The 14,652-nt window shown below is 38.5% G+C and carries 15 protein-coding genes; 10 read left to right on the top strand and 5 right to left on the bottom strand.

Annotated elements, in window-relative coordinates:
* Window positions 1–10 precede the first annotated feature (10 nt).
* Together IEX65_RS01955 and IEX65_RS01960 are read right to left on the bottom strand one after the other, a co-directional pair.
* Window positions 11–1,591, bottom strand: a complete 1,581-nt coding sequence (locus IEX65_RS01955; RefSeq protein ID WP_188764105.1) for a DUF6029 family protein — start codon at window positions 1,589–1,591, stop codon at window positions 11–13.
* Complete coding sequence (locus IEX65_RS01960) at window positions 1,588–2,085, bottom strand: TlpA family protein disulfide reductase (RefSeq protein WP_188764107.1); 498 nt, start codon at window positions 2,083–2,085, stop codon at window positions 1,588–1,590. The genes IEX65_RS01955 and IEX65_RS01960 overlap by 4 nt, the downstream gene beginning before the upstream one ends.
* A 96-nt stretch (window positions 2,086–2,181) precedes the next feature.
* On the opposite strand from IEX65_RS01960, the gene IEX65_RS01965 reads away from it, so the two are divergent.
* The 5 genes from IEX65_RS01965 to IEX65_RS01985 all read left to right on the top strand — a co-directional run bounded on the left by IEX65_RS01965 (window position 2,182) and on the right by IEX65_RS01985 (window position 5,156).
* Complete coding sequence (locus tag IEX65_RS01965; RefSeq protein WP_188764110.1) at window positions 2,182–3,174, top strand: Omp28-related outer membrane protein; 993 nt, start codon at window positions 2,182–2,184, stop codon at window positions 3,172–3,174.
* A 148-nt stretch (window positions 3,175–3,322) separates the two neighbouring features.
* Complete coding sequence (locus tag IEX65_RS01970; protein WP_188764112.1) at window positions 3,323–3,742, top strand: DUF1801 domain-containing protein; 420 nt, start codon at window positions 3,323–3,325, stop codon at window positions 3,740–3,742.
* A 1-nt stretch (window position 3,743) separates the two neighbouring features.
* Window positions 3,744–4,271: a histidine phosphatase family protein gene (locus IEX65_RS01975; RefSeq protein WP_188764114.1), complete on the top strand. Its 528-nt coding sequence runs from the start codon at window positions 3,744–3,746 to the stop codon at window positions 4,269–4,271.
* A 7-nt stretch (window positions 4,272–4,278) separates the two neighbouring features.
* Window positions 4,279–4,710: a GNAT family N-acetyltransferase gene (locus IEX65_RS01980; RefSeq protein WP_188764116.1), complete on the top strand. Its 432-nt coding sequence runs from the start codon at window positions 4,279–4,281 to the stop codon at window positions 4,708–4,710.
* A gap of 5 nt (window positions 4,711–4,715) precedes the next feature.
* Window positions 4,716–5,156, top strand: a complete 441-nt coding sequence (locus IEX65_RS01985; RefSeq protein ID WP_188764118.1) for a GNAT family N-acetyltransferase — start codon at window positions 4,716–4,718, stop codon at window positions 5,154–5,156.
* 66 nt (window positions 5,157–5,222) lie between these two features.
* On the opposite strand, the gene IEX65_RS01990 is transcribed toward IEX65_RS01985, so the two are convergent.
* The gene (locus IEX65_RS01990; RefSeq protein WP_188764120.1) at window positions 5,223–6,764 is read right to left on the bottom strand and encodes a M28 family metallopeptidase; all 1,542 of its coding nucleotides are present in this window, start codon (window positions 6,762–6,764) and stop codon (window positions 5,223–5,225) included.
* Window positions 6,765–6,928: 164 nt separating this feature from the next.
* On the opposite strand from IEX65_RS01990, the gene IEX65_RS01995 reads away from it, so the two are divergent.
* The 4 genes from IEX65_RS01995 (at window position 6,929) to IEX65_RS02010 (ending at window position 9,357) form a co-directional block, all read left to right on the top strand.
* Entirely contained in the window at window positions 6,929–7,705 is a 777-nt protein-coding gene (locus IEX65_RS01995; protein WP_188764123.1) for an aminoglycoside 6-adenylyltransferase, read from the top strand.
* 72 nt (window positions 7,706–7,777) lie between these two features.
* Window positions 7,778–8,239, top strand: coding sequence for a hypothetical protein (locus IEX65_RS02000; protein WP_188764125.1), 462 nt, complete (start codon window positions 7,778–7,780; stop codon window positions 8,237–8,239).
* 9 nt (window positions 8,240–8,248) lie between these two features.
* Complete coding sequence (locus IEX65_RS02005) at window positions 8,249–8,713, top strand: GNAT family N-acetyltransferase (RefSeq protein ID WP_188764127.1); 465 nt, start codon at window positions 8,249–8,251, stop codon at window positions 8,711–8,713.
* Between the two features lie 17 nt (window positions 8,714–8,730).
* Window positions 8,731–9,357 carry a hypothetical protein gene (locus IEX65_RS02010; RefSeq protein WP_188764129.1) on the top strand — a complete coding sequence of 209 codons (627 nt, stop codon included), beginning with the start codon at window positions 8,731–8,733 and terminating at the stop codon, window positions 9,355–9,357.
* A 47-nt stretch (window positions 9,358–9,404) separates the two neighbouring features.
* Here IEX65_RS02010 and IEX65_RS02015 read toward each other — a convergent pair whose 3' ends face one another.
* Window positions 9,405–12,041 carry a TonB-dependent receptor gene (locus IEX65_RS02015; protein ID WP_188764131.1) on the bottom strand — a complete coding sequence of 879 codons (2,637 nt, stop codon included), beginning with the start codon at window positions 12,039–12,041 and terminating at the stop codon, window positions 9,405–9,407.
* Between the two features lie 270 nt (window positions 12,042–12,311).
* Window positions 12,312–13,097, bottom strand: a complete 786-nt coding sequence (locus IEX65_RS02020) for a LytR/AlgR family response regulator transcription factor (protein WP_188764133.1) — start codon at window positions 13,095–13,097, stop codon at window positions 12,312–12,314.
* Between the two features lie 161 nt (window positions 13,098–13,258).
* Here IEX65_RS02020 and IEX65_RS02025 point away from each other — a divergent pair, with 161 nt between their 5' ends.
* Complete coding sequence (locus IEX65_RS02025; RefSeq protein WP_188764136.1) at window positions 13,259–14,650, top strand: CotH kinase family protein; 1,392 nt, start codon at window positions 13,259–13,261, stop codon at window positions 14,648–14,650.
* Window positions 14,651–14,652: the final 2 nt, after the last annotated feature.

Here is a 14,652-nt window from a genome sequence, read left to right on the forward strand (position 1 = left end):
CGTTTCTCTATCAAAAACTACTCGTAAGCGATGCACTAAAGCCCGTGTAAGCAGGCATAAGCCGACAAATACCGCCAACACACAACAGACCTTCTCGCTGACGACCATAACCTACTGATAATCGGTGCGATTTATAGCTAAAAGCCGAACCAATATTTGGGTAGTGCGTTACTTTCTCAAAACTAAAGTTTCGATAGTTGATTTCATCAGAAATATAGAAAAAATATTTTGGTGAAACACTGTATTCAATCAAACTCATAGCCCAGTTTCCTTTATCTTGTTTGGTAGCGAGATGCTGTAATTCAAAGCGTAAAGCTCTCTTTTTCAAGAACTTGTATGTCGCATCAAAAATAAACGTATAAGATTTTACCATTTCTTGGTAAGTTCCCAAAATCTGACCTTTGTTATAATTGAGATAGACAAAAACCATATTGGTTTTAAATTTCTTCGACCATTTTTTCTCGAATTCGATATTCAAATCTCGGTAATATTTTTCTTTCCCAATCTCAAAAAAATTACTCTTATAACCTTCTTCTCCTTCGATTGTTTTTTTGTTGAGGGCATTTAGTGCCGCAAAATTACTCGTGATAGTAGTTGTTTCGTTGGGTGAGTAAACCACGTCAATTTGTCCACCTACTTCACCCATCACTTGTGAGGCGTACGGATAGAGCGTCAGGAGTCGATAAGAATGTTGTTTGGTGGTGGCAGGAATAAAACTTAGTAGTGCATTATTGAGGGTTTCGGAGCGTTGGCTGCGAAAGTCGAAGTTTTCAATGCGTTTAAGATTTAAAGCCAGTGAAAGTTTTTCAAAATCAAGATTACTACTCAGCAACAACCCCGAACCTCGGCGGGTAATGTATCGGTTAGCGGGTGTGGCATCAGCCGATTTCGTGATGTATTCGGTAGAAAAACTAAAATTATTTCTTTGAAAATTTAGCCTACCTCCCACTGCCCAAACATTGGGTTTGACGCTGGTCAGAATACCGTCATAAGGTTCATTTTTATTCACAAAACTTAGGCCTCCGCTCCATTGATTGCTGGCCGAATCTTTACTTAATCTAAAATCATTGTCCAGCCCAATGACTACCCCATCGGCGTGTTTGAAGCCCAATCGTTGCTTTCCTCCTATCAGTTTTACGGTATAATTTTTAGTTGGATTTGTCTTTAGCTGAAAACCATCGAGCGAAGTATCCATACCCAAAAAGCGTTGTTCTTGTGTGCGAAGTATCATTCCGCTGCCAAATTGCTCATAAAAATTACCAATCGTTGCCGTAATCTTATCATTTTGGTAAGTAATAAATTTATTAACCAAGCCTCGGCCTTCTAAATTATACGGATAGCCCAACAATGGCGGAAGGTATGCCTCATATCTTACACCTGCTCTAAACTTTCGATACTGACCTTGTAGTGTGAGATAATTATTTGAAGCGATTTTAGATTCTAATTGCTCATATATCAAAGAATTGTCATTGATATATCGCTGAAAATCAGATTGAAAACTGCCAGAAAATGACTGGCCAAAAGCCCCCTCCACCCCCAACAGGGGAGTTAAAATATAGCATATTAAGCAAGCTTTAATAATATTTCTCATTTGATTTTTCGGATGGCTTCGATGTAGGCTTCTTCATCGCCCGAGGCGTAAGAAGTATGCTGATAAATTATTTTCCCTTTAGCATCCAATACAAATGTATGCGGTACATTCAGCACATTCATAGCTCGTTGTAAATCACCATTTTCATCTAAATACACCTCAAATTTCCACTTTTTACTATTTACGAGCGTCGGCACACGGCCTTTACTACGGCTATCATCCACCGAAATTGCTATAAATCGTACTTTTTTTTCGGCTTGCCAATCGGCTAAATTTTCGTTGATAGCGTTCATTTCTTGCAAACAAGGCTTGCACCAAGTAGCCCAAAAACTAATGATTGTTGGCTGAGAACTTTCGCCGAGTTGTTTGGTAGAAAAACTCAGACCTTGTAAATCTTTGATTGAAACATCGGGTAGGGATTTCTGAGCCGAAAGCTTCAACGAAACTAAAAGCAGAAAAAAGAGCAATTGATTAACACGAACGAAAGCAAGCATTTGATAAGCAAGTTTTTATGATTGAGAACGCAATTCTGATGCCAAACATTGTAAGGCATGATTTTTGTAATTATTTCCGAAAAAACATACATCACGATGAATAAAATACTTCTCAAGGCGATTGTCTTTGTTTTTAGCACATTTGTGTTTTTACAATGCACCAAAGAAACCGCTTCCGAGCCAGAACCTATTGTTATTACCGAACCTGTTTCGACCGACCCAAATGTTGGTTGTACTGATGCAGCTGCTACCAATTTCAAATCAACCGCTACCGAAGATGATTGCAGCTGTAAGTATGATTATGTGAGTAGAGTTTCGACCAAAACTCCACAAGATTTTACGAAGAAGGTTTTGATGGAAGAACATTCGGGTACTTGGTGCGGTTGGTGTCCGTTGGCTAAAGAAACTTCTAATAAGCTAACCATAAATCCAAGAGTGATAAGCGTTGAGATTCATTACAACGATGAAATGACAGCCGATAAAGATAAGATTTTCACCCCTCTAAAAAATAAATATGGGTATCCTGCTTGGCCTTCGGGCATGGTTAATCGTAGGAAGTCGATTGTTGGAAGCACCTATATAATTGGCGAAAGCGACTGGTCAGTAAATGTTAATGATTTATTACAGACAGAGAAAACTGCGGCAGGAATTGCCATCGAAAGTAGTCTTAACGGCAACGATTTGACGATTTTGAGCCATGTAAAAGTACACACCGCTACCGATGAAACTTACGGTTTGGGTATCTACTTGGTTGAAGATAAAGTAGCTGGATTTCCGCAAGCAAATTATGCCAGTCGAAATTCGCTTTTCCAAAAATATGAGGCCTATAATTTGCCAACAATGATTGATAATATTCTTCATCAAAATGTAGCTCGTGATGCTATCGCACCATTGATTGGTGGCTTGAATATTCCATCGGCCACAACCAAGAATGGCAAAATTTATAAGAAATTATTTAAGATTACTCTTCCAAGTAGCATTAACGTGAAAGAAAACTGTCAAATAGTAGCATTTTTGATGAATCAGAAAACCAATGAAATTATAAACGTTCAGATTGCTCCAGTCGGCCAATTGAAAGATTGGGATTAAGTTTAGTCAGCAGTTTTCAGTCAACGGTCCGCAGGAAAGCAAATTTATGCTTTCTTCAATTATTCAAAAATCTTAAAACCTCTGTATATTTTGGTATGCAGAGGTTTTTTGTTAATTTAGGACTGAAAACCTTCTTTCTTAAAAGACTATGGCAACCAACAAAACCACCGAAACTCAAGCCAGTATCAGTGATTTTATCAATCAAATCAACGACGAAACCAAACGCAGCGATGCTTTTAAATTAGTAGATATTTTCAAAAAATATACTGGCTTTGAAGCTATTCTTTGGGGACCAAGTATCATTGGTTTCGGAAGTTATCATTACAAATACGCCAGCGGACACGAGGGCGACGCTCCATTAGCAGCGTTTTCGCCACGGGCTTCGGCTATTTCGTTGTATCTTCATGTACCAGCCGAACAAAGAGAAGAGTTATTGCAAAAATTGGGTAAAACTAAATCTGGTAAAGGCTGTATTTATGTAAAAAAGCTCTCGGATATTAATCTCGATGTGCTTAATGAGCTGATTGATATTTCGGTGAGTTCTCTCAAAAAATTATATCCGTCTTGAAATGAAAATTGGATTAGTCAGACACTTTAAAGTAAAGCATAAAGCACCAAAAAAGATACTATTAACTGCATCGGAGGTTATCGAATGGTTTTCGGGATACGATTTAGCCGATGTGGAGCATCAAACAGTAGATTTGAAAAATGTAAATTGGGAAAGGTGTTTGAGTAGTCCATTGCCGAGAGCTTTGACAACTGCAAAAACAATTTTCGATGGAGAAATTGAAGTAATTGATGAATTGAAAGAATTGGCAGTTTTTCCTTTACTTAATACAAATTTAAAACTTCCATTTATCGTCTGGGCAATAGTGATTCGTATTAAATCTTCTTCCGAAGACGATACGCTAAAAAAATTTAGAAATACGATTAAGACCTTTGTTGATGAACTATTATTGCAAGAAGAAAAACAAACGCTTGTAGTGAGTCATGGGTTTGTGATGATGTATTTGCAAAAAGAGTTAAAAACAAGAGGTTTTAAAGGCAAAGGTTTTGGTAACCCTGCCAATGCAAAAGTTTATATATTTGAAAAATAGATACCCAATGACTATCAAAGAAATAACCACCCTTACACCAACCATACAAACAGCCATTCAACATTTCATTGATTTGCTTGTAACTACGCCCTATACGGCTTCTACCGAAACCCTTACGGCCCTCGTAGCATCAGAGAATAGCCATTTGTTTTTGGCGTATGATGAGGCCGTAAATATTATGGGAATGATAACCGTAGGCATGTATTACAGCCCAACGGGCAAAAAAGCTTGGATTGAAGATGTAGTAGTAGATGACACCTATCGTGGGCAAGGTATAGGCGAAAAACTGGTGCAGCACGCCATCGAATTTGTGAAAACCAAAGATGTAAAATTATTGATGCTTACTTCGCACCCAAGCCGAATTGCGGCCAATAAACTTTATCCGAGAGTGGGCTTCAATAAACGAGAAACCAATGTTTATAAAATGGTTATTGCATAAAAATCATGAATTTAAAGCCCTACGAAGATAGCTACCGCAATGAAATAATTGAGGTTTGGGAAAGCTCTGTCAGAGCGACGCATCTTTTTTTGAGCGAAGCAGATATAGAATTCTATAAATCGTTAGTAAAAGAGATAGATTTTAATGAATTTGAGGTTTATTGTGCTTTTTCGGACAAAAATCAGCTTATTGGATTTATGGGAATAGCCGAACAAAAACTCGAAATGCTATTTCTGAAACCTAACTATATTGGAAAAGGTTTAGGGAAATCTATGACAAAATACGCCATTGAGCAACGCAAGGTCAATGAAGTAGATGTCAACGAAGATAATACGAGTGCAGTTGGTTTCTATCAAAAATTAGGTTTTGTACAATACGACCGCACGCCACTCGATGGCTGCAATAAACCTTATCCGATTCTGAAAATGAGACTGTTGAATAAGTGATTGCCTTAAAAACAAAACGACCGCCAAGATGTAAATTCGAGGCGGTCGTTTTGGTATTTGAGATTATTATTTCTTTCTCGGTAATTTTTCGTCACGCATGGCTGCGTTATAAACAAATGAAGCCACGATAGTTGCCGCTTGTTTCAAATCTTCGGGTTGAAGATGGTCGTACGAGTCCATGTTTGTGTGGTGCGTGCGAGTGTTATACTCGATTTCATCTTGAATAAATTGAAACCCTGGGATACCAACACCCACAAATGAAAGGTGGTCGGTTCCGCCAGTGTTTCTAATCGTAACTGTTTTTGCTCCTAAATCATTGAAAGGCTCAAACCATTTCGTGAAAATCGGGCGACAAGCTTCGTTTCCTTGCAAATAAATACCTCTGATTTTACCAGTTCCGTTATCAACATTGAAATAGGCAGCTACTTTCTCGCCTTCGGCATTGCTTTTTTTAGCGTCTTTCGGGTCAGCTAAATGATTTTTCACATAATTTCTCGAACCAAAAAGCCCTTGTTCTTCGCCACTCCAAAGTGCAATTCTGATTGTGCGACGTGGCTGAACACCCAAAGTTTTCAAAATTCTAACGGCCTCCAACATCACCGCCGAACCCGCAGCATTATCAGTTGCACCAGTCGAACTCTGCCATGAGTCGAGGTGAGCTCCCAACATTACAACTTCTTCTTTCAGTTTTGGGTCAGTACCTTTGATTTCGGCCAAAACATTATAGCCTTTCAAATCTTCGGTATAAAATTTTGTTTTTACATCTAATTCTAATTTTACTGGAATTCCAGCTTTTGTCAATCGGCAAAGCGATAAATAATCTTCGGCAGCAAGCATAATATCAAGCAAACCTTCGGGGTCGGTGGCTTTGTATGAACCTCCACTCGAAACGAACAAAGTACCATCTTTTCCTCTGGCACTCATGCTCAAAAGTGCCAAAGCACCTTCTTTTTTGGCCATATCTTTGGTTTTCGTAGAAAGCATATTAGTTCTACGCATCGCCTGCATCATTGAGCGGAAAGCCGTATCGGGTGCAGTAGTAGTAGTTGGTGTTGCGGTAGCCATTTTCTCTAATTCTTCATCAGTATAACGGCTCGCATCAGGCTTGAAAGAGGGTTGAATTTTATCATTTTTATAGAGTAAAATTACTTTATCCTTTAGCTTTCCACGATAATTTTCAAGGCCAAGTGTATCGGTTTCATCAATTAATAAAATCTCAGCCGATTTTAGTTTTCCTTTCGTGCCAGCCGTCCATGTTTTTGGGTATGCAATCAAAGGTCGATAATAAGGAGCGGTCATGGCCACGTAGCTTTTGTTGAGTTCCCAGCCTTTCCCAAAATCGCCCCACGCTTCGAGTTTGGCATCTTCTAAGCCCCATTCTGATAATTTTCCTTTGGCATAATTGGCAGCTTTCATGTACCCAGGTGAGCCTTGCAAACGAGGTCCGTTCACATCGGTCAAATGAAAAGCAATATCCATTACTTTTGAATTTTGAAGCCCTTCTTGACGAATTTTCTTGGTTGTTTCTACATCAATTTTTTCTTCTTGAGCATTGGCAATACCCAACGAAAACATACTAAGAGCAACAATAGGTAGGAGTTTTTTCATACAATATAGATGTGTTTAGTTTGTTGAAGGCTAAAGATATACGTAATAATTGGGGTGCACAAAATTTTGAGATTAATGCGGTCGATAAAGCGATTAATTGAGGTTTAAAGTTGATTTCGGCGAGATATTTTCGTTAAATTTGGTGATAAAATCTAACAAATAATATGACCATACAGCAGGAATTTGCCCAAAAATGCGTGAGTATTCTCAGAAACGATGAATCAGTGATTGGCTTAGCCGTAGCGGGTTCTTGGCTTACGAATGAAATTGATGAGTTTTCAGACCTTGATTTGGTTTTGGTAACGAAACAAAAAATCTCGCATGATAAATCGTTGATGATTGATTATGCTCAAAAACTGGGTAATTTTCTATCGGGTTTCACGGGCGAACACGTAGGTGAGCCACGAGTATTAATTTGCCTTTATGATAATCCTTTACTCCACGTCGATATTAAGTTTCTGACCATCGAAGAGTTTGCACATCGCATCGAAAACCCTGTTATTTTACTCGATACCGACGGACAGTTACAAAAAATTATTGAGCAAACAACTTATCAGTTTCCTTATCCCGACTATCAATGGCTCGAGGACCGTTTTTGGATTTGGGTGCATTATGCTTTGCTAAAAATCGGACGAGGAGAATACACCGAAGCTCTTGATTTCATGGGTTTCGTACGAATGGTTGTTTTGGGGCCTTTGTTGCACATCAAAAACGGTAATTTGCCGAGAGGTGTACGTAAGGTTGAAACGCAATTATTGTCCGAAGATTTTGTGGCACTCCGAAATACAATTCCTGAATATAACAGAGAATCGCTCTTGGAAAGTTTAGCAAATGCGGTTGAACTTTATCGGAGTTTACGGGTAGAACTTTACACTAATTCTATTCAATTACAAACATCAACCGAACTGAGAGTAATGGAGTATTTCGAGAAAATTAAATAAACTTTTAAAAGCTATTTTCAGAGTTTTATTCTTCTTAATATTACAAAAAAACTATTCAAACATCATTTAACAATGAAGAAACACTTTTCAATTTTAATACTAACCTATCTGATAATGGCTTGTAACACGAATACAACTACTCAACAAGACGACTCGCTCAAAGTTGAGTCAGCTCAAACACCACCACCAATAGTAGGCAATGATGCCGACGAACACGGCTGTAAAGCGTCGGCTGGATATAGATGGTCGGTTTTGAGAAACGAGTGTATCAGAATATTTGAAGCGGGCGTACGATTAGACCCCGTAGCCAAAGATCTCGAACAATCGTTATCGGCTTTTGTGGTCATAAAAACTGACAGTAGCGACCAAGAAATAGAGCTTTTTGTGCCTTACGACGAGCAAACAATTATCGTAAAAAAAGAAGCTACCGATAAATGGAAAAATGATAAATATGTATTGACCAAGGCGAAAGATACTTACAGTATCGAAAGTGCTGATAAGAAATTGCTTTATAAGGGGACGATAGAAAAGTGAAATACAGAAATGATTATTAGAAAGGCTACTATTGCTGATAATCAAGCAATTACTCAGCTATTTTATGAAACAATAACAAGCATTAATGTGAAAGATTATGATGCTCAACAGATTGAAACTTGGGCATCAAGTGCAGAAAATAAGGATTTTTGGCAAGAGCAAATTGAAAAACAGCATTTTATCATTGTTGAAAACGATGAATACTTATTGGGATTTGCTTCTTTGACAACCGACGGTTATTTGGATTTTATGTATGTTCACAAAAACCACCAAAAGCAAGGTATTGCTGGTGCTTTACTGGAAAATATTCTGAATGAGGCCAATCGCCTAAACCTCACCAAAATCTGGACAGATGCCAGCATTACAGCAAGACCTTTTTTCTTGAATAAAGGCTTTGTTATCGAAAAAATCTATACTAAAATCAGTAAAGAGGTTGCGTTTGAGAATGCGATTATGGTGAGAAATCTTAAATAACTCTTTATTCTTAATCTATGAAAACCACTGCTTTAATAATACTAATAACTTTGACATTTTCACTAAAACTATCTGCTCAATCAAGTGATACTTTATATATATATGATTTGCCGCATGAGATTTTGCTTGAAGATAGGAAAGTCGAACTAAATAAAAGTCTTTCTTTTAAATCACGAGAGCTATTTCATAAAGAATTGGATTGGTACTTATCAAAAACAGCACACCAATATATTGCCGATAGTGTTTCTTTAACTAATAAAATTCTAAATAAAGAGTTTTTGTCAATTTTTGATAATATAATGAAAGCTATGCCACTTCGCAAGATACCAATTAGTGATAGCCTTAAATTTTTTATGAGTAAAAAAGGTATAAAGAAAATGGCGGTCTTTTGGAATAAAGGGACAACACTTTCTTATGATAGTTACACGCAAAAAAGTATAAGGAACTCTCTATTTACTGCGACTACTGGGATACCAACTATTATTATTAAAGGAAGTTCATTACTGTACTGTATAGTAATTGAAGAGGGAAAGGTTGTACATTATGCAAAAAGTGCTAAAAATCAAGAACCTCTAAATATGACTACCAAAGATATAATGATTGAAAAAGTTTTACGAAGATATCTAAAAACACTAAATAAATGAAAGTAATAGTGCCATATTGTTATGGCACTATTGCTTGTGTAAAAACATCAATACTTCAAATCAAGCACTGCTCCCACATACACCATTCGGGTGATTGGTGCAGAACCGTAAACCGTGATGGCATTGGTATTTGTTAGATTTGTTCCACCCAATTTGAAGGTTGTTTTGAGAGTTTTTACGTGGTAATTTACTTGTGCATCAAGCGTTCCGAAGGCCTTTATTTCGCCTTCATCAAATGGCATGAAGTAAGTGTAAGTATCTGTCCAACGATAATTTACTGAATATGTTAAGTCTTTCTTTATCAACCCATTAACTCCTAAATTAAACTTATGTTTAGGTGTATTGAAGCCTGCAATTAAGCCTTTAATATCTGATATTTTTGACCATGTATAGTTTCCGTAAAGGCTCACATTTTTGTTTAAGCGATAATCTAAACTCACAAACGCACCTTGTGTGGTTACTGGCTTATCAAAATTCGCCCAAGTCTGAATAAATCTTCCACGTGTGCGGTCGCCTACGGGTTTAGCCCAGTCTCCTGTTTTCTTTACAAAATCACCTTCGGGCATTTGTCCATCTTCACGCCCTTGGAAACGCACGATTCCAATAAAACCATTGTACAAACTTCTATAATAACTCAAATCAATTTGTAAATCTTTGGTGAGCAATGCTTTATAACCTACTTCCCACGAATTCATTTTTTCGGGAGCGAGCTTTTTTACTTCGTATGCAGCCGTTCCAGCTGAGTTTAAACCTTTAAAACCATTTTCGGTATTTCCGATGAGCAAAATACTACCATAATCTAAATAAATATATTGGTCGAGTTGGGCTGGAGCTCGGAAAGCGGTTGAATAATTAGCTCTAAAATTATGTCGTCCAGAAGCATAAACTGCCGAGATTCTTGGCGATAATTTTGTGTCAAAATTCTTAAAAGCATCAAGTCGAGTAGCGGCTGCCAGCGTTAGTTTTTCATCGAAAAGTTTTTGCTGAATTTGTCCATAAATGCCTGATTCCCAGTTTATTATTTCGTCTCTTTGCTCGGTGTTTAATGGCGAATAAATCCCATCAGAAAGTAAAGTTCCTGCCGATTTTAGAATGTATTTGCGGTATGCTCCACCCACTACTACATTCGTAGTTTTGAAACGAAACTCACGTTGTGCCGAAAAATCAATATTACGGGCGGTATTCGTAAAAGCCGCACCTTTTACGGTTGTTCCATTTACTTTTAAGTCACCCACGCCGTTAGCTACTTTCTGGGTAACTGCTTCAAATACTGAACCAGATGCTCCTGCAGGAGTTGGCGTAAGTTGTAAACCTTGTGTTAAGTTAAAAGCCAATTTTGCGGCATTTTCAATGCTTTGTCCACCTTGAATTGTTGGTAAAGAAAAAGCCTTTGGTACACCTCCATTTACAGCATCTGGCACATAAACACCAGCTAAACTTCCTCCACCAAAACCATTGCCACGAGCAGCCGCAAAAATCTGATTCCAAGCATTAAAGTAGTTAGCTGCGATTGTCGGAAAATTCCCGTTGGCAGGGTCAGTCATACGCATATTTTGGAGGGCATTGGCCACGCCACTAATTTCGTAGGCTTTACCGCCATAATCAAACATTGAGTAGGCCCGCACAAACCAACGGTCGTTTTTAATCTCGAATTTGTGCAAATCATATTGCATTTCTCGCCAAGCAAAGCGACTTGTACTTTGAAAAATACCATTTCCGATTGATTTACGGTATTCGTAAGAAGCCCTCGTGCGTTCGTTGATTTTGAAATGAAGTGATGGATTCAAACGTAAATTTCCTGCTTTAAAATCTCCACCAAAACCAAATCTTTTGCCATCATTTACGGTCAAAATTTCACTTTCTTTGAAACCTGGCATATAAATTCGGTAGGGTTTTCCATCATTATATTTTGTAAAATCTGGGTTCGTAATAGTAGAACCAATATCTCCAAAATAGTTGAGTTTATTCCAACCAAAAGGTGAGCCATAAGCATTGTTTGTAGCATCAGAGCCCGCCAAACCACCTTCAGTTATGGCTTTGATGGCGGCATCAGATTCGCCCAGAAACTCATCGGCCGAAATGAAATTGGCATTGAGTTTAAATGCAAAACGCTTGGCAAAAACTTGTGCATAACGTAGTTGGGTATCGAATAAAAGACGTGAACCACCACGCACCGAAACCGTGACACCTTGATGTTTAAAAGGGTCTTTTGAGTTCATCAAAATTACTCCATTCAACGCCCCCGAACCATACAAAGCCGAATTTGCTCCATAAATGATTTCGATATTATCAATGTCGAGTTCGGGTGTTCCCATCCAATTTCCGCCATAAAGCGATGAAGTTGGCGACATAAACTCCACATTATCAGCCAGTTGCAATAATCTTTCGGCTTTTCCGCTATTGAAACCCCTCGTGCTGAGGCTTGTCACAAACAAACTCGACTGACTTACGTCAATACCTTTGTAGCGAGCCAATGAAGAAATCAACTCCACACTCGGAGAGTTTTGAAGCTGTAAAGCCGAAACCTTCGTGACCGAAACAGGTGCTTTAAAAATACTTTCTTCGATACGAGAAGCCGAAACCACGACTTCGTTGAGATTCTGAACACTATCAAGCTGAGCCGATGCTCGAAAAGATAGCAATGTGACTAAAATACTGGTAAAAATTGTAAATGTTTTTTTCATTTTCGTTTGGTTAACTTACATTCCTTTTCTATTCTGAAGAAAATTAATTGGTTCTAAAATTTCCTCTCCTTTTTCAAGGAGGGGTGTCCTGACGAAGTCGGACGGGGTGGTTTTGGGTCTATGAATACTTTAAGATAGGTACGTTTGAGACAAACCACCCCGACTGGGCGTCCCCGTCAAAATTCGACTTTGTCAGAATTTTGCCACCGTAGCGACGGTCGCCCCTCCTTGAAAAAAGGAGGGGAAATTTTACTTCACTGATTGTCTAATTTACTCCTCAATCCATTTCTTAAACTGGGCGGCGTTTTCTTGGCTGATACTTACTTCGGCTTTTGCGAGGTGCAGGAGTTCGAGGGCAATTTTGCCTTTGAATGAAGGTTTAAAACTCAGAATGGCATTAATATGTACAATAAATTTGCGATTTACCCGAAAAAAATCTCGACTCGGCAACTCAATTTCGAGTTCACTCAGGCTACGTTCTACGGTATAGCGTTCGCCCATTCGGTCTATCAAAAATACAATTCTTGATTCGGTATAAATAAACGCAATATCTTTGGTTGCAACCACATAATAGTTTGTGCCTTTCTTGGCAATCAAGCGGTCTTTCTGAAAAGCAGATTTTGTTATTCTTGAATTGTTTTCGGCCGAAAAACGCTTCAAAAAATGCAATTTCAATGCTTCATATTTCTCCAAAACCCGATTTACTTCTTCCTTCTCTATTGGTTTTCTGAGATAATCAATGGCGTTGTAGGCCATTGATTGCGACCAATATTTGTCATAAGCCGACATAAATACAACCGGAAAACTCGGCAATAATTCTTGAAATATTTCAAAAATCAATCCATCCCTTAATTCTACTTCGCACAGAGCCAAATCATACAAAACTCCTGCATTGAGTGCTGTTTTTAGTTCTTCGTTTGTTTGACAAAATTCAATGCTACTCATAGGAAAATACTCAGCCAAAACTTGCGTCAGTAGCTTTGCATGATTCTCATCGTGTTCGACCAAAAGAATATTCATGGCAATTTGAGTAGTAAGATTTCCGTTTTCGTGCAATGATTTTCGGGCTTGGCGAAATAAAATTTGCGTGACAAAATTACGGAGAACAAATTAGATTACAGACATTTCGAGATTTTCCGCAAGTTTTTAGTCAAAAACGCATCAAAACAACCATTTCTTACGAACTTACGTCTATCGTCTAAAATTAAACACCCTTTATGAAACCTATCAAAATACTATTTACTGCCATAGGCTTGTGGCTGATGGCTGCTTGCGTGAAGAATACCGAAACCATCACACCTTCCAACTCAAACCCCGACTGGTCAACCGAGAGCCACAGCAATGATGCCGACCCAAACTACACGGTGGTTTTTCCGCAAGATAAAGTCAACACGCTCGAAATAAGCATGACTACGGCCGACTGGACAGCTCTCAAAGCTGACATGGCTGCCAAAGGGAAAGGCACTTTTGGCTCAGGAGGCACTACACAAGGCGGAGGCGGTGCAGTTGGCGGAGGAAATGTTGGTGGAGGAGCAGCCCCTTCGTTTGGAGAAGATGCTGACTACATCCCTGTCACGATGAAATTTAATGGCAAGGAGTGGCGTAAAGTTGGATTTAGACCAAAAGGTAATTCGACTTTAAATGCCACTTGGCGAGCAGGTATTTATAAGTTTCCATTTCGCCTAAAAATGGATGAGTTTGAGGATAAATACCCCGAAATAAACGACCAACGTTTTTATGGTTTCAAAGAACTATCAATGGGTGCGGGTGTAAAAGATAACTCATTGATTAGAGATAAAGTAACAGCCGATATTTTTAGAATGGCTGGGATTCCTGCCGCTCAAACGGCGTTCTATAAAGTTTACATTGATTTTGGCGAAGGAAAAAAATATTGTGGGGTTTATACGATGATTGAAATTATTGATGATTCGATGATAAAAAGCCAGTTTGGTAGTAAAAGTGGTAATATTTACAAGCCCGAATCAACTTTTCAGACGTTTAATCAAGCTAATTTTGAGAAAAAAAACAATGAAGATGCTGCCGATTGGAGCGATGTACAGGCAAGTATCAAGGCTCTGAACGACCCGATTCGTACGTCAAATCCAGCACAATGGCGAAGCAATTTAGATGCGGTTTTCAATACCGACCATTTTATCAAGTGGTTGGCGGTCAATTCTACACTCGTCAATTGGGATACATACGGAGGCATGGCTCACAACCATTATTTATACAATGACCCTACTAAAAAACTCACTTGGATTCCGTGGGATAATAACGAAGCCCTGACCTCACAGGCTCGTGTGCAGCTCTCATTGGCGGGTGTGGCCAATAACTGGCCTTTGATTAATTATATTGCCAATGACCCCGTTTATTATGCCAAATACAAGGCTTATGTGAAAGATTTCAATGACAATGTGTTTACTACCAGCAAGATGAATGAGATTTTTGATAAAGCCACAACGCTCATTACACCTTATGTAAACGGGACTGAAAAGGAAGTAGCTCCGTATTCAAACCTCACGAATACTGCCAATTTTACGGCCGCTTTGCCGATTTTAAAACAGCATGTTGTGAGTAGAAATCAGGCGGTTAGTGCGTTTTTGAAGTGAGA

Source organism: Emticicia aquatilis (assembly GCF_014644295.1).
Lineage (GTDB): Bacteria > Bacteroidota > Bacteroidia > Cytophagales > Spirosomataceae > Emticicia > Emticicia aquatilis.